The organism is Burkholderia sp. KL41 (genome assembly GCF_057005415.2).
Window position 1 is genome coordinate 1710424 of record NZ_CM174447.1, and the last position, 21125, is coordinate 1731548.

Sequence of the window (21125 nt, forward strand, 5' to 3'; positions counted from 1 at the left end):
GCCGGACTGGCGCCGCGCCGGCGGGCGCGGCTCATTGTCCGATGCGCGGCCCGAAAAGGAAAGTGCACGCGTGTCGGCCACGCGTTCCTGCCGCGTCAGGCCGCGTTCGGCTCCACGTTCCGCCGGTTCGCACCGCCGCGCAGCGGCGGCAGCGGCTCGACCTTGCCGACGATGAACAGGTACGACAGCGCGCCGACCACGCACAACGCACCGGCCACCGCGAGCGGCACGACGAACGAGCCCTTCGTGATCGACAGCATCACGCCCGTGAACGTCGTGATGAAGATCCCCGCGAGATTGCCCGCGAAATTCTGGATGCCGCCGAGCGACGCGACATGCGCCGGCGTCGGCGCGACTTCGCCGACGAGCGTCCACACGTTGGCGCCCGCGAACGACAGGCTGGCATACGCGAGCGCGAACAGCGCAAGGCACGCCCAGACGTTCTCGACGAAGGCCGACAGCGCGATCGACGAAGACAGCAGCATCCCGAGCACGAGGCAGGTCTTGCGCGCGGCGGTCGCGCTCCAGCCGCGGCGGAACAGGCTGTCGGACACGTAGCCGCCGAGCCAGCCGCCCGGAATCGCGAGCAGCGCGGGCAGCATGCCCCACGTGCCGAGCGACGCGAGCGAGAAGCCGCGCGACTGCAGCAGGTAGCTCGGGAACCACGTGATGAAGAAGTAGATCGCGAAGTTCAGGCAGAACAGGCCGATCATCATGCCCCACACGGTGCGATAGCGGAACAGGTCGAGCCACGACACCTTCGGGCCGTCGGTTGCGGCCGCAACCGACGGTGCGCCGCGCTGCGCGAGCAGGGCATCGACGGCGTCAGGCGCGATCGCGCGATAGCGTTCCGGGTCGCGATAGACGAACCACCATGCCAGCGCCCACACGATGCCGATGCCGCCCGTGATCACGAACGACCCGCGCCAGCCGACGATCGAGATCAGCCACGCGACGAGCGGCAGCGACAGCGCGGAGCCGACGCGCGAGCCGCTGTCGAAGATGCTGCTCGCGAGCCCGCGTTCGCTGCGCGGGAACCAGTTGAACGCGACCTTCGCGAACGACGGGATCGCGGCCGCCTCGCCGACGCCGAGCATCAGCCGCACGCCGACGAGCTGCGCGAGGCCGCGCGCGGCGCCCGTCGCGACGGTGAACACCGACCACCAGCCGACCGCGAGCGCGAGGCTCACGCGCACGCCGACCTTGTCGATGAACCAGCCGGCCGGCAACTGCAGGAACGCGTAGGTCCAGAAGAACGCGCTCAGCACGAGCCCCATGCCGACCGCGTCGAGGCCGAGGTCGGCGCGGATGCTGGGCGCCGCGATCGCGAGGTTCGCGCGATCAATGAAGTTGATGACGTTGGCCAGGAAGCACATCAGGATCATGGCCCATCGGATGCGTGGCATGCGGTGTCTCCGCGCGGAATGTCGTGACGGGCGGCCGGCGATCCGCTGCGCCGGCCGCCGCGATGGGCGGGTTATCGCGTGACTGGCGACGGCGTGCGGTCGAACTTCGCGAGTGCTTCCCACAGGCCGTTCAGGTAGACCGCGCCGAGCGCGCGGTCATAGAGGCCGTAACCGGGCTTGCCCGTCTCGCCCCAGATCATGCGGCCGTGGTCGGGGCGCACGTAGCCGGTGAAGCCGGTGTCGTGGTACGCCTTCACGATCGCTGCGATGTCGAGCGAGCCGCAGCTCGACAGGTGCGCCGTTTCCTCGAAATCGCCGTTCGCGTCGACCTTCACGTTGCGGATATGCGCGAAGTGGATGCGGCCCATCGCGCCGAATTCGCGCACGAGCGCCTCGACGTCGTTCTGCGGGCCCGCGCCGAGCGAGCCCGAGCACAGCGTCAGCCCGTTCGCGGGCGTGTCGACGATGCGCACGATCCGCGCGAGATCGTCGCGGTTCTTCACGATGCGCGGCAGCCCGAAGATCGGGCGCGGCGGATCGTCGGGGTGGATCGCCATCTTCACGCCGGCTTCCTCGGCGACCGGGACGATCGCCTTCAGGAAGTATTCGAGGTTCGCCCACAGCGCCGCTTCGTCGACGTCGCGATACTCGGCGAGCAGCGCCCGCAACTGTTCGGGCCGGTAGCTCGAATCCCAGCCCGGCAGAGCGATGCCGTCGTCCGGATCGATCCGGTCGACCGCATCGGTGCTGAACGCGAGGCAGGTCGAGCCGTCGTCGAGCGTCTTCGACAGCTCGGTGCGCGTCCAGTCGAAGACTGGCATGAAGTTGTAGCAGATGACGCGCACGCCGGCCGCGCCGAGGTGGCGAATCGTCTGACGGTAGTTGTCGATCAGGCGGTCGCGGCCCGGCTTGCCGAGCTTGATGTCCTCGTGCACCGGCACCGATTCGACGACTTCGAACTGCAGGCCGGCGCGTTCGATCGTCGCCTTCAGCGCGTCGATCGTGTGCGCGGGCCAGACTTCGCCCACCGGTTCGTCGTAGATCGCCGACACGATGTGCGTGACGCCCGGGATCTGGCGGATGTATTGCAGCGAGACCGGATCGGACTCGCCGTACCAACGGAAAGACATCTTCACTGGAGCGGCTCCTGGCTGGCGGTTCATGCATCGGGCGACCGGGCGGCAGTGTGCCGGCCCGTCGTCGGTGTGCGGATTATGATTGGTATGCCAGTTGTGTGGGATAGTGGTTTACCAGTTGTCCGATTCAGGATTGGCCGGAACGACGCTTCCGGGAGCGTCCAGTCGAGCTGGCCGACAGGCCGAACCGGATGCGGGCCGGAATTGGTGTACCATTTTGGCGATCCGGCGCCGCGACGGCGCCGGCCAGCTTGTTGAGAGCCTTTCGATGACCGATCTTTCCAGCCTGCCCGCCAACCGCGACACCGATGCCGCGGACCGCTCCTATATCGGCCTTGCGCGGCAGATTCACGCGATGGTGGCCGCCGGCGCGTTCGAAGCCGGCGCGCGGCTGCCGTCGGAGCGCAGCCTGGCCGACCAGTTCGGCGTGAGCCGCACGCAGGTGCGCGAGGCGATCATCGCGCTCGAAGTGCAGGGGATCGTCGAGGTGCGGATCGGTTCGGGCATCTACGTGTCGGCGGCCGATGCCGCGCGGCCGGTGACGTTCGAGGTGCCGCGCGGCCCGGGGCCGATCGAGACGCTGCGCGCGCGCGGGCTGATCGAGGCGGAGGTTGCCGCGCTCGCGGCGACCGAGCGCAAGGATGCCGATCTCGATCGCCTGTTTTTCTCGCTGACGACGATGCGCGAGCAGATGGACGACAAGGCTGCATACGACGCGGCCGATCGCCAGTTCCACCTGCGGATCGCGGAATCGACCGGCAACACGGTGCTGCTGCACATGGTCACCGCGATGTGGGACTGCGCGCGCAGCGATCCGCTGTGGGACAAGATCGAGGAGCACTTTCACTCGACCGCGCTGCGCGAGGCGTCGCAGGAGGATCACCAGCGGATCTTCGCGGCGATCATGGCGCGCGATGCGGGAGGGGCCCGCGACGCGATGCGCGCGCACCTGTCGCGCGTGATCGCGGAGTTCACGCAAGCGTGGCGCTAGCGCGCCGGCAGCAGGCGAGCGGTGCGACAGGCCCGCTGCCGCGGGCCGCGTTTCAGGCCGCCGCTACCACCATCAAAGCCCTTCGAACAACGCGACATGCTCGTCATACGCGCGCTGCTGCCGTGCGTACGCATCGTCGAGATGCTCGTGCAGTGCGCGCTCGGCCGCATCGGCGTCGTGCCGCTCGAGCGCGTCGAGCACTTTCTGATGCTGCGCAAGCGTGACCTCGCCGACGATCGGATCGCGCACGGTCACGTGCCGCACACGGTCGATCGGCGCGCGCACGATCTCGACGAGCTGCTGCACGCGCGGTAGCCGGGCGGTCGCGCTGACGGTTGCATGAAACGCGTTGTCGCACGCGATCGCCGCGACCGCGTTGCCGCGTTCGATCGCGCGCCGGTGCGCATCCTGGATGTCGTGGAGCTGTTCGAGCTCGCGCGCGCTGATGACTTCGGCCGCGCGGCGGATCGCGGCCGTTTCCAGCACCTTGCGGATCAGCGCGCTCTCGACGAACTGCTCGCGCTTCACGGGCGCGACGAAGGTGCCCGATTGCGCGGCGATCAGCACGAGCTCCTCGCGTGCAAGCTGCAGCAGCGCCTCGCGCACGGGCGTGCGCGACACGCCGAGCGCCTCCGCGATCGCGCGCTCGTAGATCACGTCGTTCGGAAGCAGCGTCATCGTCACGATCGCGTCGCGCAACAGCGCGTGAATCTGCACGGACAGGGCCTGCGAGCGGTCCAGCGTGAATTCGGCTGGGATCAGGCGGGCGATGAAGGTGTCCTGGGTGGTGCGTTCTGACTTCATGAATGGGCTAGAGGGTGGCAGGCGACCGGCGTCCTCGGTGGGTGCCGGTCGATCAGTATATTAGTGCGCATACCGATTTCGGCGGATCGGTGGCGGATTCTCGATCGATCGATTCCGGGGTTTACCCCCGTATCGGCACCGGAAGGTATCTCTATAATCGCCAACTAATATATTAGTTGGCCAACGCTTCGAAGAAAGCGTGACCGGCGACCCATTCCCACTGGAGACACGTATGCACCTCGAAGACTCAGCCGGACCCCGCCCGACGGCCCATGCCTCGACCGCCGCGCCGACGGCCGTGCGCTGGCGGATTTTCTGGCTGCTGTTGTTGCTGTCGTCGATCAACTACATCGACCGCGCGTCGCTGTCCGTCGCGCTGCCGATCATCTCGACCGAATTCAGCCTGTCGCCCGCGATGGAAGGCGTGCTGCTCAGCGCGTTCTTCTGGACGTACGCGCTGATGCAGATCCCGAGCGGGCTGCTGGTCGACCGCTTCAAGGCGCGCACCATCGTCGGCCTCGCGACGATCGGCTGGGGCGCATGTCAGGCCGTCGCGGCCGCGTGCTTCAGTTGGGTGCCGCTGCTGCTGACGCGGCTCGGACTCGGCATCGCCGAATCGCCGATCATGCCGGCCGGCGCGAAGCTCGCGGGTACGTGGCTCACGCCGGCCGAGCGCGGCCGCGGCGCCGCGCTGCTCGACGGCGGCGCGCCGCTCGGCTCGGCGTGCGGTGCGATCATCATCACCGCGCTGATCGCGGGCCTCGGCTCGTGGCGGCTCGCGTTCGTCGTCGCGGGCGCGGGCACGATCGTCGTCGGCATCTTCGCGTGGTGGTACATCCGCAACCATCCGTCCGAGCATGCCGGCGTGAACGCGGCCGAGCTCGAGCACGTGACCGCGCATGCGGCCGCGGCCCGCGCGGGCGAGCCGAAGGGCAGCGTGCCGTTTCGCGAACTGCTGCGCGACCGTTCCGTGCTGTTCATGTTCGCGAGCTGGGCCTGCTACAACAGCGTGTTCTACGGGCTGATGACGTGGATGCCCAGCTACCTGCACAAGGCGCACGGCTTCGACCTCAAGCAGATGGGCGGCGCGACCTTCATCATCTTCATGTGCGGCTTCGTCGGCGAGCTGTTCGGCGGCTGGCTCGCCGACAAGTGGCGTGCGGCCGGCGGCGCGCCGAACCGCGTGATGCGCGCGATGTTCTCGGTCGCGGGCCTCGCGTCCGCCGCGGCGATCCTCGCGGTGAGCTTCGCGACGGGGCTCGTCAGCGTCGTCGTGCTGCTGTCGGTCGCGTTGTTCTTCATCCGCTGGTGCGGGATGTTCTGGGGCGTGCCGGCGGCGCTCGGCGGCCAGTCCCGGGCGGGCCTGCTCGCGGGCGCGATGAACTTCGGCGGCAACATCGTCGGCGTCATCGTGCCGATCCTGATCGGCCTCATCGTGCAGTTCACCGGCACCTATTTCCTTGCGCTGATGTTCTTCGTCGTCGCGGCATTCGGCCTGGCCGTCTGCGCGAGCCTCATCGATTACCGCGACCGGGGCCTCGACTGAAGCCCGTCGCCCGATTCAACCGGAACCGAACCATGTCGTCACTTCCCACCGAAACCCGGCAGCCGCCGGCCGCGTCGCGCACGCGCGCGATCCGGCTCGATCCCGCCGACGATGTCGTCATCGCCGTCGAGCAGCTCGTCAGCGGCACGCGCCTCGACGACGAAGGCGTGAGCGTCGCGGGGCTGATCCCGCCCGGTCACAAGATTGCGACGCGCGCGATCGACGCCGGCGCGCCCGTGCGCCGCTACGGCCAGATCATCGGCTTCGCGAGTCAGCCGATCCGGCCCGGCCAGCACGTCCACACGCACAACCTCGACATGGGCGAGTTCGCGCGCGATTACGCGTTCGGCGAAGGCACCCGCGATACCGCGTTCGTGCCCGAGGCGCAGCGCGCGACGTTCGACGGCATCGTGCGCGCCGACGGCCGGGTCGCGACGCGCAACTACATCGGCATCCTGACGTCGGTGAACTGCTCGGCGACGGTCGCGCGCGCTGTCGCCGATCATTTCCGCCGCGACATCCACCCCGACGCGCTCGCCGCGTATCCGAACGTCGACGGCGTGGTGGCGCTGACGCACGGCGTCGGCTGCGCGGTCGACCCCGACGGCGACGCCCTCGCGATCCTGCAGCGCACGCTCGGCGGCTATGCGTGCCATCCGAATTTCGCGGCCGTGCTGGTGATCGGGCTCGGTTGCGAAACCAACCAGATTCCGCGCCTGCTCGAAACCCAGGGGCTGACGGAGCACGCGCGGCTGCGCACGTTCACGATCCAGGACAGCGGCGGCACGCGCAAGACGATCGAGAAGGGCATCGCGCTCGTCGAGTCGATGCTGGCCGCTGCGAACGACGTGCGGCGCGAGCCCGTCGATGCGAGCCACCTGACGGTCGGCCTGCAATGCGGCGGCTCCGACGGCTATTCGGGCATCACCGCGAACCCCGTGCTCGGCGCGGCGGTCGACCTGCTGGTGAAGCACGGCGGCACCGCGATCCTGTCCGAAACGCCGGAGATCTACGGCGCCGAGCATTTGCTCACGCGCCGCGCGGAGTCGCGCGACGTCGGCGAGAAGCTGGTCGCGCGGATCCGCTGGTGGGAGGACTATTGCGCGCGCCATCACGCGGCGATGAACAACAACCCGTCGGCCGGCAACAAGGCGGGCGGTCTCACGACCGTGCTGGAGAAATCGCTCGGCGGCATCGCGAAGGCCGGCAGCACGAATCTCGTCGACGTCTACGAATACGCGATGCCCGTTCGCGCGAAAGGGCTCGTGTTCATGGATACGCCAGGCTACGACCCGATCTCCGCGACCGGGCAGGTCGCGGGCGGTGCGAACCTGATCTGCTTCACGACGGGGCGCGGCTCCGCATACGGCTGCGCGCCGACGCCGTCGCTGAAGCTCGCGACCAACAGCGCGCTGTGGCGGCGGCAGGCCGACGACATCGACCTGAACTGCGGCGATGTGCTCGACGGCGGCGCGCGCATCGACGCGCTCGGCGCGACGCTGTTCCGGATGATGCTCGACGCGGCGTCCGGCCACGCGACGCGCAGCGAGCTGCACGGCTACGGGCAGAACGAATTCGTGCCGTGGCAGATCGGCGCGATCACCTGATTTGAATCCTCTGCGGCAAGGAGTGCCACTGATGCAACCGAACATTTCATCCGCGCGCTTTCGTGGCGTGTTTCCCGTCGTGCCGACGATCTTCACCGACGACGGCCGTCTCGACCTCGACGGACAACGCCGCTGCGTCGACTTCATGATCGATGCGGGATCGAACGGCCTGTGCGTGCTCGCGAATTTCTCCGAGCAGTTCTCGCTCGCCGACGACGAGCGCGATGCGGTGATGCACTGTGTGCTCGAGCACGTCGCCGGCCGCGTGCCGGTGATCGTCACCACATCGCATTTCGGCACGACCGTGTGCGCGCAGCGCAGCCGCCGCGCGCAGGACGCGGGCGCCGCGATGGTGATGGTGATGCCGCCGTATCACGGTGCGACGTTTCGCGCGGGCGAGGCGGCGATCGTCGAGTTCTTCCGCAGCGTCTCCGATGCGATCGACATCCCGATCATGATCCAGGACGCGCCGGCGAGCGGCACGCACCTGCCTGCCGCGCTGCTCGCGCGGATGGCGATCGAGATTCCGAACGTGTCGTACTTCAAGATCGAGGTGCCGCAGGCGGCCGCGAAGCTGCGCGAGCTGATCGCGCTCGGCGGCGACGCGATCGTCGGGCCGTGGGACGGCGAGGAGGCGATCACGTTGATGGCCGATCTCGAAGCAGGCGCGACGGGGGCCATGACGGGCGGCGCGTATCCGGACGGGATCCGCCGGATCGTCGACGCATGGGCGGCCGGCCGTGCGGACGAAGCCGAGCGCGAGTACGGGCGCTGGCTGCCGCTCATCAATCACGAGAACCGCCAAGGCGGCATCGCGACCGCGAAGGTGCTGATGAAGGCGGGCGGCGTGATCGCGTCGGACGCCGTGCGTCATCCGCTGCCGTCGATGCATCCCGACACGCGCGCGAGCCTGCTGCGGATCGCCCGCTCGCTCGATCCGCTTGTGCTGCGCTGGGGCCGCTGAGCGCTGCGCGCGACGGCACGGTTCAACGATTTCACGATTCAACGATGTTCAACGAGGACGATTTATGCAGATTTCTGGCGCTTCCCTGATCGGTCGACGCAGCGCGGCCGGCGCCGCGGGATTCCAGGCGATCGACCCGGCGACCGGCGCGGTACTTGCCCCCGTGTTCGGCCGCGCATCGGCGCAGGACGTCGACGCAGCCTGCGTGCTGGCCGCACAGGCATTCGACGCGTATTCGCATACGTCGCTGCACGCGCGCGCGGCGTTTCTCGACACGATCGCCGAGAGGCTGCTCGCGCTCGGGGATTCACTGGTCGAGCGCTGCGTCGCGGAAAGCGGTCTGCCGCGCGCGCGCATCGAAGGCGAGCGCGCCCGCACCGTCGCGCAGCTTCGGATGTTCGCGCAGGTCGTGCGGGCGGGCGACTTTGTCGGCGTGCGCATCGATCCCGCGCAGCCGGCGCGTCAGCCGCTGCCGCGCGTCGACCTGCGCGTACAGCACGTCGCGCTGGGCCCCGTCGCCGTGTTCGGTGCGAGCAATTTCCCGCTGGCATTCTCGGTCGCGGGCGGCGACACGGCGTCGGCGCTGGCGGCCGGCTGCCCGGTGATCGTGAAGGCGCATCCCGCGCATCCGGGCACGTCGGCGCTCGTCGGTCGCGCGATTCAGCAAGCCGTGGAGGCATGTGCGATGCCGGATGGCACGTTCTCGCTGCTGTTCGACGACGGTTACGAGGTGGGTGCCGCGCTCGTGCGCGATCCACGCATCCAGGCGGTGGGCTTTACGGGCTCGCGCGGCGGCGGCGTCGCGCTGATGGCGCTCGCGGCTGCGCGACCGCAGCCGATACCCGTCTACGCGGAGATGAGCAGCGTGAATCCCGTGCTGCTGTTTGCGCATGCGCTCGACGCGCGCGCGGAGGCGATCGGCCGCGCATTTGCGGCGGCGCTGACGCTCGGCGTCGGTCAGTTCTGCACGAATCCGGGCCTGATTCTCGGCGTCGACGGCCCCGCGCTGCGGCGCTTCGAGGCCGCCGCCGCCGCCACGCTGGCCGATCTGCCCGCGGCTGCGATGCTTACGCCCGGCATTCACCGCGCGTACGACGAGGCGGTCGTGCGCCTTGGTGCGCAGGCCGGTGTCGAATTGCTTGCGCGCGGCGCGGCGGCCGATGACGGGATCCGTCATGCGGGCCGCGCGGCGCTGTTCGCGACGCAGGCCGACCGGTTCGCGCATCAGCCCGGGTTGCACGACGAAGTGTTCGGCCCCGCATCGCTCGTCGTGCGCTGCCCGGATCTCGACACGATGCATGCGCTCGTCGAGCGGCTCGACGGGCAGCTCACGACAGCGCTGCATGTCGACGACGGCGATCACGACGCGGCGCGTGCATTCATGCCGCTGCTCGAACGGCGCGCGGGGCGCATTCTCGTGAACGGCTTCGGCACGGGTGTCGAGGTCGCGCATGCGATGGTGCACGGCGGTCCGTATCCGGCGACGTCGGACGGCCGCTCGACATCGGTGGGCAGCCTCGCGATCGGCCGCTTCCTGCGCCCGGTCTGCTATCAGGACGTGCCCGATGCGCTGCTGCCCGATGCGCTGCGCGATGCGAATCCGCTGGGCGTGCCGCGCGCCATCGACGGACATCGCGATGCGCAAGCGTGACGGGCCGGTTCCCGAACCGGTGAAGCGACGACGGCGCGCTTTCGACTGATCATTGGCCGCTCGCCCGACGGCGTTTCATGCGTGTGCGGCGATGTGCCGGCGAAGCGGCGCCGTCGTCGCCGCGCACGCGCTGCGTGCGGCTTCTGCCGATTGCGCGGCGATGCGTTTTATGGTCTCGTTGCGGGATATCGCATCGACTCGAAAAAGGACGTCGAATGCAGCCGGGCGATTCACACGGGGTCCGATTAGTCAGGGGAATCGGCGCACGTACGCGCGCCCGCGGCGCCGTGCGCAGGCTGCTCATCATATTGACACTGGGCTTGCTCGCGCCCGGCCTGCCGGCTTTCGCCGACTCTCCCGAAACCGTCAACGACAACGTGCTGCGCGTGCTGGCCTGGCCCGGTTATGCGGACCGCGATGTCGTCAGCGCGTTCGAGGCGCAATTTCACGTACGCGTCGAAGTGACGTTCGTCGACTCCGACGAAGCGTTGTGGACGCGGATGCACAGCGCGGCGCCGCCGCCATACGACGTGCTGGCCGCAAACACGGCCGAGATCCAGCGCTACGCGCACGAACGTCTGCTCGCGCCGATCGACCTGTCGCGCATCCCGAACCGGCGGCGGCAGTTGCCGAACTTCCAGCAGCTCGCGACGATCGACGGGCTCGTGGAAGAGGGGGCTACCTATGCGATCCCGTTTACGTATTCGTCGATGGGGCTGATCTACGACCGCAAGCAGGTTTCCGCCGCACCGCGCTCGATGCGGGAGCTGTGGAATCCGCGCTACCGCGGCAAGGTGCTCGACTTCAACAGCGCACAGCACAATTTTTCGTTCGCGGCGCTGGCGCTCGGCTATTCCGATCCGTTCCGCCTGTCGCCCGCGCAGACGCTCGCCGTCGCGTACAAGCTGATCGACCTGCGCCGCAACCTGCTGACGTACTACACGCTTCCTGAAGAGGCGACCGCGCTGTTCGTCCAGCATCGCGCGGCGCTGATGTTCGGCAATTACGGCACGCAGCAGGTGGAACTGCTGCGGCGCGCCGGCGCGGACGTCGGCTACGTGATCCCGGACGAAGGTGCGCTCGCGTGGCTCGACTGCTGGGCCGTCACGCGCGGCGCGCAGCATCCCGAGCTCGCGTTCGCATGGATCAACTACATGCTGGAACCGGCGATCGGCGCGCTGCTGACCGAACGCCAGGGCCTCGCGAACACGCTCGCGCCGCCGCCGGGCCTCGACACCGGGCACCAGCATCTCGTCTGGCTCCAGCCCGTCGAGGACATCGCGCGGCGCGAATCGCTGTGGAGCCGCATCGTGTCGGGCGATCGTCCGGAGCGGTTCGGAAAATGATCCGGCTCGGGCTCACATCGAAACTGTCGGTGCTGTTCGCATGCATCGGCGTGATCGCGTCCGGCACGACCGGCTATTACGCGTATCGCGCGAACCGCGCGATGCTCGTGCAGGAGGCACAGCACAGCCTGCTGATGTCGACGCAACTGCTCGGGCAACGGTTCACCACCGCGCTGTCCGACGTCGCGGACGATGCGCTCGTGCTCGCGCAGATGCCGTCGTGCGCGCTGGTCTCGGGTGGCGACAACCGGGATGGCGCGCCACGCGCGCGGCTCGAGCAGGTGTTCTACAGCTTCATGAGAAATCACCCGGAATACCTGCAGGTTCGCCTGATCGCGCGCGGGGATTTCGGGCTCGAACGCATTCGCGTCGATCGCGATGCGCACGGCATCGTCGTGCTGCCGGACAGTGCGTTCCAGGAGAAAGGACAGTTTTCCTACGTATTCGATACGCTCGCGACGGCACCGGGTCATATCTACCTGTCGCCGATCGTGATCAACCACGAGACGGGAACGCACGCGGCCGAGGGGCTGCCGATCCTGCGCGTGGGCACGCCGGTCGTCGACGCGTCGGGCCAGACAGTCGGCGCACTCGTCGTCGATGTCGAACTGTCGCGCGTGTTCGACCGGCTCGAGCGCGATCTGCCGGAAGACTACGCGGTGTATCTCGCGAACGAGTGGGGCGATTTCCTCGTGCACCCCGATCCGTCGCAGACGTTCGGCTTCGATCGCGGGCGGCGCGTGCTGATGCAGGACCGCTTCGCCGTCACGCGCGCGCTGTTCGACAGCGCACGCACGAACGTTACCCTCAATGGCCTGACCGATCCCGCCGATGCGCCGGGGCAGATGTTCGCGTTCTCGCGCACGCCGTTCGGGCACGACGAGGGCAACCGCTTCGTCGTGCTCGGGATGGGGCGTCCGCTGGCCGACGTGCTGGTGCCGGCCGGCGTGCTCGGCGAACGGATCATCCGGATGGTGCTCGTGTCGAGCCTGATGGCGGTCATCCTCGCGATCCTGTTCGCGCGTGCGATCACGCGGCCGCTGCAGACGCTCGCGCGCGCGGCGACGCACGTGTTCGACGATCCGGCCGCCGAGCAGCTGCCGGTCGGGCGCGCCGACGAGATCGGCGTGCTCGCGCGCTGTTTCGACAGCATGCGCGTCGAGATCCGCACGCAGGTCGCGATGCTGCGCGCGAAGCAGCTGGAGCTCACGCACCTCGCCGGCCACGATGCGCTGACCGCGCTGCCGAACCGCCTGCTGTTCATGGAGCAGCTCGACGCCGCGATCCGGCGTGCGGCCGCGATGCATGAGGGGCTGGCCGTGATGTTCGTCGATCTCGACCGCTTCAAGCAGATCAACGACCAGCACGGGCACTCGGCCGGCGACCGCGCGCTCGTCGCGGTCGCCAAGCGGTTGAGCCTCGTGCTGCGCGGCGGCGACATGGTCGCGCGGCTCGGCGGCGACGAGTTCATCGTGCTGATTGCGGACGTGCGCTCGCCGGCGGTGATCGGCGACGTCGCGTCGCGCATCCAGCTCGTGATGGCTGAAGAACTGGAGTTCGGCGACCGGCGCATGGCCGTCGGCGCGAGCATCGGCGTCAGCGAGTTTCCGGCCGACGGCGCGTCCGCCGAGGAACTGCTCGTCAAGGCCGACGCGGCGATGTACGCGGCGAAGGCGTCTGCGCAATGCGCATACGTGCGCTACCAGGAACTGGTCGGCAGCGGGGGTGCCGCCGGCGGCGGGGCCGACGAAGCGACCGGCCGCGTTGCGTCGGGCGGAAGCCGGTGACGGCCGGCCGCACGGTACGTGCGATGCAGACGCAACGAGCCCGTCGCGGGACGGGCTCGTTGACGGTGCGGACTACCGCGCGCGAAGGCGCGCGGCGGCAGGCTTAGTGGCCGAAGTAGACCGAGTCGCGCGGGTTCTGCACCTTGACGGCCGGTGCGCCACCCTGGACGGTCGCGGCCGGTTGCGCACCGTAGCCGCTGTTGTCGGCGCCGCGCACGCGGGCTTGCGCGGCTTCGATGTCGGCCGGGTAGTGCGGGCTCGCCTGGCTCGGCTTGTAGCCGGCTTGTTCGAGCTGAACCAGTTCGTTCTTCACTTGCGCGCGGGTGACGGTGCTTTGGGCGAATGCGCCGAACGAAGCGGACAGGGCGACAGCGGCAACGACTGCGGAAACGAGCGATTTCATGATGACCTCCGATGTTTATTGGCTTTCCGCGTTCGACACCATGTCGTAAGCGGTTGATTACATCGTAGGCGCCGGTTGACCTAGGGTAAACGTGAGTTTTGGTGAAAGATCGTTGTCGCTGGAGTAATAATTCCGGGATATACGCGTTCCGTCCCTATTCGATGTTGCCGGATTTGCAAGGGAGCGGAGCGAATGCGCGCGACGCGGATGGCGTACACGGGCGGGTGCCCGGCGGCGAATGCGCGGGCGGAGAGGCGGCGGACGGATTGCGTTGCCGACGGGTCAGACGTCGTCGTCGATTTCCTTGCGTTCCCGGCGTTCCTCGTTGCCGCGGCGCGCGCGCAGGCGCTGGCGCGACAGCACGGCGATCACCTGCTGGGTCGGCGCGCCGGACGGCAGTTCGTTGCGGATGCGATCGGGCACCATGGGCAGGCCCGCGCGCTGCCGGCGCAGCGCCTTGGCGATTGCCCGGCGGCATTCGTCACCGTGGCAATCCCATTCATCGCGGATTCTCTGGCAATAACGGCATTGTTCCATCCGGACAGTCTAACGCGTCTTCGGGAACGGGGCTGGACGCGCCGGCCTGAGTGGATCACGCGCCGGGTGCGGCACCGGCGAGCGCTTTCGCATGCGACTGGAAGCGGCGATGTTCTTCCGGTGGTACGAGCGAGCCGCCCGTCGCCCAGATGACGTGCGTCGCCCGGCGCAGGTCGATCGCATGGCGATGCACGTAGTCCTTTCCGGCCGGGGAGTGCGTCAGCCAGCCGGGGCCGCCGACGGCAGCGGCGGCCGACGGCTCGAGTTCCACGCCCGTCGCGCGCCGGACCGCGAGCAACTGCGCGTAAAGCTGCGCGTCGCTGACGGTGAAGACGCCCGACAGCTGGGACGCCATCAGCGGGCTGACGAGGTGCGACGCCTGCGCGACTGCCAGGCCATCGGCCTCGGTCCGGTTGTCGAGCCCCGCGTCGTAGACGGAGACGGGCTTCCCGGGGCCGGCGGCCAGCTGGACCAGCATGCACGGCGAAGCGACGGGTTCCGCGAAAAAGCAATGCACGTGCTCGCCGAACAGCGCCTTGAGACCATAGGCGATGCCGCCCGGCGCGCCGCCGACGCCGCACGGGATATGGACGAAGAGCGGATGCGCCGCATCCACGTTGCGGCCTGCCCCGGCGAGCTGCGCGGCGAGATGCCGGGCACTGGCCGCGTAGCCGAGGAACAGCATCAGCGAGCCTTCGTCGTCGACGAAGTGGCTGCGCGGCTGATGGCGTGCCTGCGCGCGTCCCGCCGCGACGGCTTGCGCGTAGTCGCCGTCATGTTCGATCACGCGAACGCCGCGTGCTCTCAGGCGCGCCTTCTTCCACGGCTTCGCGTCGGTCGACATGTGAACGACCGACTTGAACCCCAGCGCGGCGGCCATCACGCCGATGCTCAGGCCGAGATTGCCGGTGCTGCCCACGATGACGGTGTGCGCGGCAAACAGTTCGCGTGCGGCGGTCGATGCGAGGAGCCGACGGTCGCCCGCGGGTTCGAGCAGGCCGTGTTCGAGCGCGATCGACTCCGCGAGCGCGAGCACTTCATGAAAGCCGCCGCGCGCCTTGATCGAGCCGGCGACCGGCAGTGCGTCGTCGCGCTTGATGAACCACGCGCCGTGTTCGTCCGCCGGGAGCGACAAGCTGCGCTGCAGGCTGTCTGCCGGCATCAGCGGCGATTCGATTTTTCCCGCGCTCGCCGCGAGTTCGGGAAACAGCTCGGCCATCAGCGGTTCGCAGCGCGCCAGCCGCGCTTCGGCCATCGCAATGGCGTCGATCGCCGGTGCGTCGTGCGGCAGCGGGCTGCCGGCATGGGGGTTCAGCCACAGCAGCGGGTGGCGAGATTGCAGCTTGGCTAATAGATCGGAAGGCTGGAGCGTGAAGGTCATGGATCGGTCTTGCGTCGGATGAACGGCGAATCAGGCTTGAATGCTACGATTCGAACCGGTTGCGCGAAAGCGCCGATTTCTAATGAATGCATTAGCCTGACTTATAACGATGCGACTCGATGGTTCGATCCTTGGTGCGTTGCTGTGCTTTGAAACGGCCGGCCGGTTGCTGAGCTTCACGAGGACGGCACAGGCGTTCAACCTGACGCAAAGCGCCGTGAGCCAGCAGATCCGGAACCTGGAGGACCGGCTGGGTTACCCGCTGTTCGTGCGTCAGGCGCGCGGGCTGAAGTTGACCGAGAAGGGCGCGACCCTGCTCGGAACGATGTCGAGCGCGTTCGGCGACATCCATCGCACGCTTCAGGCGCTCGGCATGCCGGATGCGCCGCTGCAGGTGAGCTGTCTGCCGTCGCTCGCGCTGCAATGGCTGATGCCGCGCCTGTCCGAATTTCATCGGCTGCAACCGGACGTGCCGGTTCGCGTGAAGGCCGAGTTTCAGGTGCTGGATCGTCAGGCCATGGAGACCGACGACATCGACGTGGCAGTGCGCTACGACCCGGTGCAATACGGGCGGCTGCATGCCGAGGCCATCCTCGACGAAATCCTGTTTCCGGTCGCCACGCCCGCGTATCTGGCGCAGCATCCGTCCTTTGCCGGCGGGGAGTCGCTGGACGGCGTCGTCCTGCTGCACGACGCGGCTCCGTGGGGCGGCGCACCCGAGTTCGTGGAGTGGCGCACGTGGCTGGAGGCGGTTCGTCCCGCGTGGATGGCGCATCTTGACGGCCCGCAGTTCAATTTCTCCAGCCTCGCAATCACGGCCGCGCTGAACCATCAGGGCGTCGCGATGGGGCGCGCCGCGCTGGTACACGACGAGATCGCGAGCGGACGGCTCGTGGATGTATTCGGCAGGCACGTGCGTGCGCCGGCGCGCTACATGCTGTTGTCACGCAATCCCGACGATCCGCGCACCACGGTTTTTTCGGACTGGCTCAAGGCCGAGTGCGCACGCTTCGATGCGGCTCGGTCACGCCTGCTTTCGAACGGAAGCCGGCACGGGTAGCCGAAGCCGCCGGATGGCTGGGTCGGAGTGCGAAGTAGTTGAGAAACGAGTGCCGCCGCACACTACGATTTCCCGTCCGTCTCCATACGGAATGCTTGCGCACGGACGCGGCTGGCGAGCGTTACTTGAGTTGCCAGATACCCCAGATGGCGATCAACAGGCCAAGGCCGAATCCGCAGCCGAGCAACACGTAGGTTTCCATTGCAGGTCTCTGAAAGCGTGGCAGCGCCGATGCGGACATCGGCGTGCGAGCAGGACAGTCGGTGACGTATCGTTCGCATCGTCGGGCGCGGCGATACGCCGGGTCCGCGAATACTACGCTCGGCAGCTTTCAGAACGCATGCGGGATCGATGGCAATCCGCCGCCCGTCATTGCTTGCCCGCGTGCGTGTTGTCCACCTGGGTAACGTGCGATCCGCCGTGCCGGAACACGCCCGATTTCCAGATCATCTGCGATGCCGCGACGAGCACGAAGAGCAGCACGACCATCCTGAAGCTGCGGGGCGACATCTTGTCCCGCAGCGGGCGAACGAGCCACATGCCGGCAATCGCCGGCAGGCTGGCCGCCGCCGAGATCGCGAGGTCGGCGGCGCTCGCGTGCGCGGCGCCGCTGAACGTCGTGAGCAGCGTGACGATCGACACCACGAGGATGATCGCGATCTGCTTCGTGAAGACGCGCCCGGTTGCGCCGGACGAAATCAGGTAGGTGGCGAGCAGCGGGCCGGGAACCGACGCGATGCTTTCCATCAGCGCGGCGCCGAAGCCGAGTGCGAAGCCGACGGGCTTCTGCCACGCGGGAGGCAGGTTGAGCTTCGGCGCGGCGAGCATCAGCGTCGCGGCGACGATCAGCAGTGCGCCGGACGCCGCCTGCGCATGACCCGGATTGAGCGAGAGCAGGATCGCGACACCGACGATATTGCCGATCACGGTGCCCGCGATCGGCGCGGCGATCTTGCGTGCCGTCGCCAGCACCTGGCCGCCTTCCAGCGCTTGCGGAATGTTGCCGAGGATGATCGGCATCGACAGCAGCAGCACCGCATGCCGGATCGGCAGGAACTGGCTGAGTATCGGCATCGCGATCAACGGCACACCGATGCCCGTGATCCCCTTGGCCATGCCGCCCAGCAGCAGCGCGACGGCGATGCCGGCCAGATCGAACGCGCCGAGCCCCTGCAGGCTGGAAACCAGCACACCTTCAGTCAGATTGAAATGCATCATGGATTGGCTTGTCGCGGCATATCCGGCAGCGAGCGCTGTCGAATGAGCCCGTTGCGGCGCGTGCGTGTTGCACGCATGTGTTCTGGATCGGCTTGACCGGGCGTCGATTGCACGGCGCCGCACCGTTGCGCGGCTGGGTGCGCAGGCAATCGACGCGCGGTTCGAGGATGCATCTTACCCGAGCGCTGCGGAGGGCATTCGGCGCGGGGCGCGGCATGCCGCCGGTATCGTCGGCGCGACTAGGTACGCGGTTCAATATAATTCATGACTGTGTGTCGCCTCATGCGCGATATGCATTCACTGGAACAAGGAGACCCGATGACGCTTGCGCAGTTGCAGGCCCTGGCGGCCGTGGTCGAACTCGGCTCGCTCACGGCCGCGGCCGACCGGCTGAGCCGCAGTCAATCCGCGATCAGTCATGCGCTGACCGAGCTGGAAGACCTCACGGAGGTCAAGCTGCTCTGGCGCGACCGGCAGCCGGTCGTCCTGACGGCGGCGGGTGAACGCCTGTGGCCGTACATCCAGAACGTGGTGCGCGAAGCGCAGTTGCTGCGCCAGCAGTTCAGCGTGTCGCGCGGCAAGCTCGAAGGGAAGCTGGTGGTCGCGTCGCTGCCAAGCGTGTCGCTGGCATTCGTCGTGCCTGCGCTCGAGGCGTTGAAGGAGATGCACCAGGGCGTGTCGGCGGTGCTGCTCGAAGGCACGGACAGCGAAGTCGAAGGGTGGATCGAGGACGGTACCGCCGACGTCGGCGTGGTGGCCGGCACGAAGACCTTCGCGCACACGCTGCCGCTGCTCGACGAGGACTTTGTCGCGGTGGCGGCGGATGACATGTTCACGGGCCGCAAGAGCGTGTCGGCGAAGCAGTTGTCCGCGGCTCCGTTCATTTTCTCGAAGGCAGGATGCGGGCCGGTGATCGCGGATTACTTCGCGCGCAGCGGCACGCCGCTGCACGCTGCATTCAACGTGGTCGAGATGCGCACCATCCTGTCGATGGCGGAGGCCGGCATGGGCGTGTCGATCGTTCCGCGCATCACGCTCACGTACACCCCGTTCGGCGGCCGCGTGCTGGCGCTTTCGCCGCGGCTGCATCGTTCCGTCCGGCTGTCGTGGAACACGTCCGGCAATGCGATCGCCGATGCGTTCGTGCGGCTCGTCGACGCGCAACGCGCGAAGGCGGCGAAGGCGATTCACGCGCGCGCGAAAAGGAGCCGGTAACGAACGGCCGGTGCGATGAAAAGCGCTCATGGGAGGCTTGCACTTTATTCATGCCGATGGTGGTCGAGATGCAATACATTGATCGAACTCGCCCCTGACCGCTTCGCCCCGAAGGAGATTGCCGTGCCGGCCTTGCCCACCTTGCTTGCATTCGGACTCGTGTCGCTCGGCATGGTGCTGACACCCGGGCCGAACATGATCTACCTGGTGTCGCGCTCGATCTGCCAGGGCCGCCGTGCCGGGCTGGTGTCGCTCGGCGGCGTCGCGCTGGGGTTCGTCTTCTACATGGTGTGCGCGGCGCTGGGCATCACCGCGCTGGTGTTGGCCGTGCCGTATGCGTACGACGTGCTGCGCTTTGCCGGTGCGCTTTATCTGGCGTACCTGGCGTGGCAGGCGCTGAAGCCGGGCGGCCGCTCGGCGTTCCAGGTCAGGCAACTGCCGCACGATAGCCGCGCCAGGCTTTTCACGATGGGCTTCGTCACGAACCTCGCGAATCCGAAGATCGCCGTGATGTATCTGTCGCTGCTGCCGCAGTTCATTTTGCCGGGGCACGGCAGCGTGCTCGCGCAATCGCTGGCGCTCGGCAGCGTGCAGATCGCGGTGAGCGTCAGCGTGAACGCGCTGATTGCCTGCATGGCCGGCGCCATCGCGGGTTTTCTGGCGGGGCGGCCGGTCTGGGCGTCGGTTCAGCGCTGGTTGATGGGCACGGTGCTGGCGGGACTCGCCGTGCGTATCGCACTGGAGTCGCGCAGCTGACGCGAGTGAGTGGCCGACGGGTTGCGGGATCGCAGGGTGCTTCCGAGTTGCATCTTGACGAACGCGCCCGGTTTCGTCAGCCCTGTCTGTTGCCCTGCGCTTCGTTGCCGGCCCGCACGGGCGCGGCTTTTGCGTTGCGCCGGCCGCGCGTCGCGAGCCAGCACAGGATCGACCCGCCGCATACCATCGATGCGCCTTGCCAGAATTCGATCGACAGCGGCGCATGCAGCAGCGTCGCGGCGAGCATGGCGGCGAGTACCGGGGTGAAATACGATGCGCCGACGATGATCGTCACGTTGCCGTGCATGATGCCGGTGTTCCAGGCCGCATAGCCGAACCCCAGCGCCGATGCCGCCAGCACGATGTAGATGGCCGCCTGCAGGCTGAACGTCATGCCGCCGCCGCCTTCGATCGCGAACTTGATCCAGAGCGCCAGCGCAACCAGCATGAAGAACGGCGTGACGCCGTTCTTGCCGTCGGCGATGCGCGCCGTCACCGTGCAATAGCCGGCCCAGATCAGCGCGCCGAAGAACGCGAGGCCGTAGCTCAGCGGATTGTCCGTGACGTTGTGCAGCATGCCGGCCGGATCGAGCCCCTGGTCGCCGCCGAGCACCCGGCAGATTCCGAGCATCGACAGCAGGACGCCGGGCACGACCAGCAGGTTGGCGCGCTGCTTGTTGAACACGATTGCCGCGACCAGCGTGAAGCTCGGCCACAGATAGTTGACCATCGCGACTTCGATCGCCTGCCGGCCGTTGCTGGCATAGCCGATCGACAGCGACAGGCACACCTCGTAGGAGACGAACAGCAGCCCGCCCCAGAGCAGATAGTTTTTCGGGAATCGGCTCAGGTCGGGGAACCCGACCGAAAACAGCAGAAGCACGGATGCCACGGTATAGATCATCGCGGCGCCACCGGTCGCGCCGAGGCTTTCGCTGACTCCACGAACGAGGGCGACCACGGAGGCCCACAACAACACCGCGCCGAGCCCGGCGAGCGTTGTCTTATTCTTGCGCTTCATGCGTCCTGCCTGTTTCAACATTCAAATTCGCTATCGGATGATTCGGTTCCGCCTGCGCGGGACCCACGGGTACGTCGATCCGGATGGTCTCGATCCCGGTGTGCCGGCCGCGCACCGGGATCGACATGTCACGGCCGCCGCCCCCGGACGCCTTGTCGCCGTCGAACGGCGTCGTCCCGTCGTCTTCGCCGAAGCAGTTGACGGTCGCGAACGTCTCGCTCATGGCGGAGTACGAGGCGCGCAGTCTACCGCGTGTCGTCGCGCAATGGCTTGTGACGGGCGTACGACAGGTTCCC

Annotated in this window: 19 protein-coding genes; 10 read left to right on the forward strand and 9 right to left on the reverse strand. The window is 67.9% G+C overall.

Annotated features, from left to right (window positions below; translation table 11 throughout):
• Nucleotides 1-95: 95 nt before the first annotated feature.
• Together PQB87_RS25120 and uxuA are read right to left on the reverse strand one after the other, a co-directional pair.
• Nucleotides 96-1406: an MFS transporter gene (locus PQB87_RS25120; protein ID WP_111939966.1), complete on the reverse strand. Its 1311-nt coding sequence runs from the start codon at nt 1404-1406 to the stop codon at nt 96-98.
• A 71-nt stretch (nt 1407-1477) separates the two neighbouring features.
• A complete protein-coding gene (gene uxuA, locus PQB87_RS25125; protein ID WP_489244170.1) occupies nt 1478-2542 on the reverse strand; it encodes a mannonate dehydratase in 1065 nt (354 codons plus the stop codon).
• 268 nt (nt 2543-2810) lie between these two features.
• On the opposite strand from uxuA, the gene PQB87_RS25130 reads away from it, so the two are divergent.
• Nucleotides 2811-3533, forward strand: coding sequence for a FadR/GntR family transcriptional regulator (locus tag PQB87_RS25130; RefSeq protein WP_059697364.1), 723 nt, complete (start codon nt 2811-2813; stop codon nt 3531-3533).
• Nucleotides 3534-3605: 72 nt separating this feature from the next.
• On the opposite strand, the gene PQB87_RS25135 is transcribed toward PQB87_RS25130, so the two are convergent.
• Nucleotides 3606-4337 (reverse strand): GntR family transcriptional regulator, encoded by a 732-nt coding sequence (locus PQB87_RS25135; RefSeq protein WP_233343912.1) that lies wholly within the window; start codon nt 4335-4337, stop codon nt 3606-3608.
• A 232-nt stretch (nt 4338-4569) separates the two neighbouring features.
• On the opposite strand from PQB87_RS25135, the gene PQB87_RS25140 reads away from it, so the two are divergent.
• The 6 genes from PQB87_RS25140 to PQB87_RS25165 all read left to right on the forward strand — a co-directional run bounded on the left by PQB87_RS25140 (nt 4570) and on the right by PQB87_RS25165 (nt 13238).
• Entirely contained in the window at nt 4570-5883 is a 1314-nt protein-coding gene (locus PQB87_RS25140; RefSeq protein WP_059683769.1) for an MFS transporter, read from the forward strand.
• A 32-nt stretch (nt 5884-5915) separates the two neighbouring features.
• Complete coding sequence (locus PQB87_RS25145; RefSeq protein ID WP_059683767.1) at nt 5916-7490, forward strand: UxaA family hydrolase; 1575 nt, start codon at nt 5916-5918, stop codon at nt 7488-7490.
• Between the two features lie 31 nt (nt 7491-7521).
• Entirely contained in the window at nt 7522-8454 is a 933-nt protein-coding gene (locus PQB87_RS25150; RefSeq protein WP_059683765.1) for a dihydrodipicolinate synthase family protein, read from the forward strand.
• Between the two features lie 64 nt (nt 8455-8518).
• Nucleotides 8519-10105, forward strand: a complete 1587-nt coding sequence (locus PQB87_RS25155) for an aldehyde dehydrogenase (NADP(+)) (protein WP_059683764.1) — start codon at nt 8519-8521, stop codon at nt 10103-10105.
• A gap of 215 nt (nt 10106-10320) precedes the next feature.
• Complete coding sequence (locus tag PQB87_RS25160) at nt 10321-11451, forward strand: extracellular solute-binding protein (protein WP_059683762.1); 1131 nt, start codon at nt 10321-10323, stop codon at nt 11449-11451.
• Complete coding sequence (locus PQB87_RS25165) at nt 11448-13238, forward strand: bifunctional diguanylate cyclase/phosphodiesterase (RefSeq protein WP_489244174.1); 1791 nt, start codon at nt 11448-11450, stop codon at nt 13236-13238. The genes PQB87_RS25160 and PQB87_RS25165 overlap by 4 nt, the downstream gene beginning before the upstream one ends.
• A gap of 103 nt (nt 13239-13341) precedes the next feature.
• Here the strand turns inward: PQB87_RS25165 and PQB87_RS25170 are convergent, their stop codons facing one another.
• The 3 genes from PQB87_RS25170 to dsdA all read right to left on the reverse strand — a co-directional run bounded on the left by PQB87_RS25170 (nt 13342) and on the right by dsdA (nt 15559).
• Complete coding sequence (locus PQB87_RS25170; RefSeq protein WP_048025041.1) at nt 13342-13641, reverse strand: DUF4148 domain-containing protein; 300 nt, start codon at nt 13639-13641, stop codon at nt 13342-13344.
• 282 nt (nt 13642-13923) lie between these two features.
• Nucleotides 13924-14178 (reverse strand): hypothetical protein, encoded by a 255-nt coding sequence (locus PQB87_RS25175; RefSeq protein ID WP_027791787.1) that lies wholly within the window; start codon nt 14176-14178, stop codon nt 13924-13926.
• A 55-nt stretch (nt 14179-14233) separates the two neighbouring features.
• Nucleotides 14234-15559: a D-serine ammonia-lyase gene (dsdA, locus tag PQB87_RS25180; RefSeq protein ID WP_489244176.1), complete on the reverse strand. Its 1326-nt coding sequence runs from the start codon at nt 15557-15559 to the stop codon at nt 14234-14236.
• A gap of 109 nt (nt 15560-15668) precedes the next feature.
• On the opposite strand from dsdA, the gene PQB87_RS25185 reads away from it, so the two are divergent.
• A complete protein-coding gene (locus PQB87_RS25185; protein WP_111939970.1) occupies nt 15669-16619 on the forward strand; it encodes a LysR substrate-binding domain-containing protein in 951 nt (316 codons plus the stop codon).
• Between the two features lie 369 nt (nt 16620-16988).
• Here PQB87_RS25185 and PQB87_RS25190 read toward each other — a convergent pair whose 3' ends face one another.
• Complete coding sequence (locus PQB87_RS25190; protein WP_059683756.1) at nt 16989-17837, reverse strand: sulfite exporter TauE/SafE family protein; 849 nt, start codon at nt 17835-17837, stop codon at nt 16989-16991.
• A gap of 318 nt (nt 17838-18155) precedes the next feature.
• On the opposite strand from PQB87_RS25190, the gene PQB87_RS25195 reads away from it, so the two are divergent.
• The gene (locus PQB87_RS25195) at nt 18156-19052 is read left to right on the forward strand and encodes a LysR family transcriptional regulator (protein ID WP_489244180.1); all 897 of its coding nucleotides are present in this window, start codon (nt 18156-18158) and stop codon (nt 19050-19052) included.
• 123 nt (nt 19053-19175) lie between these two features.
• Nucleotides 19176-19808 (forward strand): LysE family translocator, encoded by a 633-nt coding sequence (locus PQB87_RS25200; protein ID WP_042977494.1) that lies wholly within the window; start codon nt 19176-19178, stop codon nt 19806-19808.
• Nucleotides 19809-19884: 76 nt separating this feature from the next.
• Here the strand turns inward: PQB87_RS25200 and yddG are convergent, their stop codons facing one another.
• Nucleotides 19885-20829 carry an aromatic amino acid DMT transporter YddG gene (gene yddG / locus PQB87_RS25205; RefSeq protein WP_489244182.1) on the reverse strand — a complete coding sequence of 315 codons (945 nt, stop codon included), beginning with the start codon at nt 20827-20829 and terminating at the stop codon, nt 19885-19887.
• Complete coding sequence (locus tag PQB87_RS25210) at nt 20813-21052, reverse strand: hypothetical protein (protein WP_489244184.1); 240 nt, start codon at nt 21050-21052, stop codon at nt 20813-20815. The genes yddG and PQB87_RS25210 overlap by 17 nt, the downstream gene beginning before the upstream one ends.
• Nucleotides 21053-21125 lie beyond the last annotated feature (73 nt).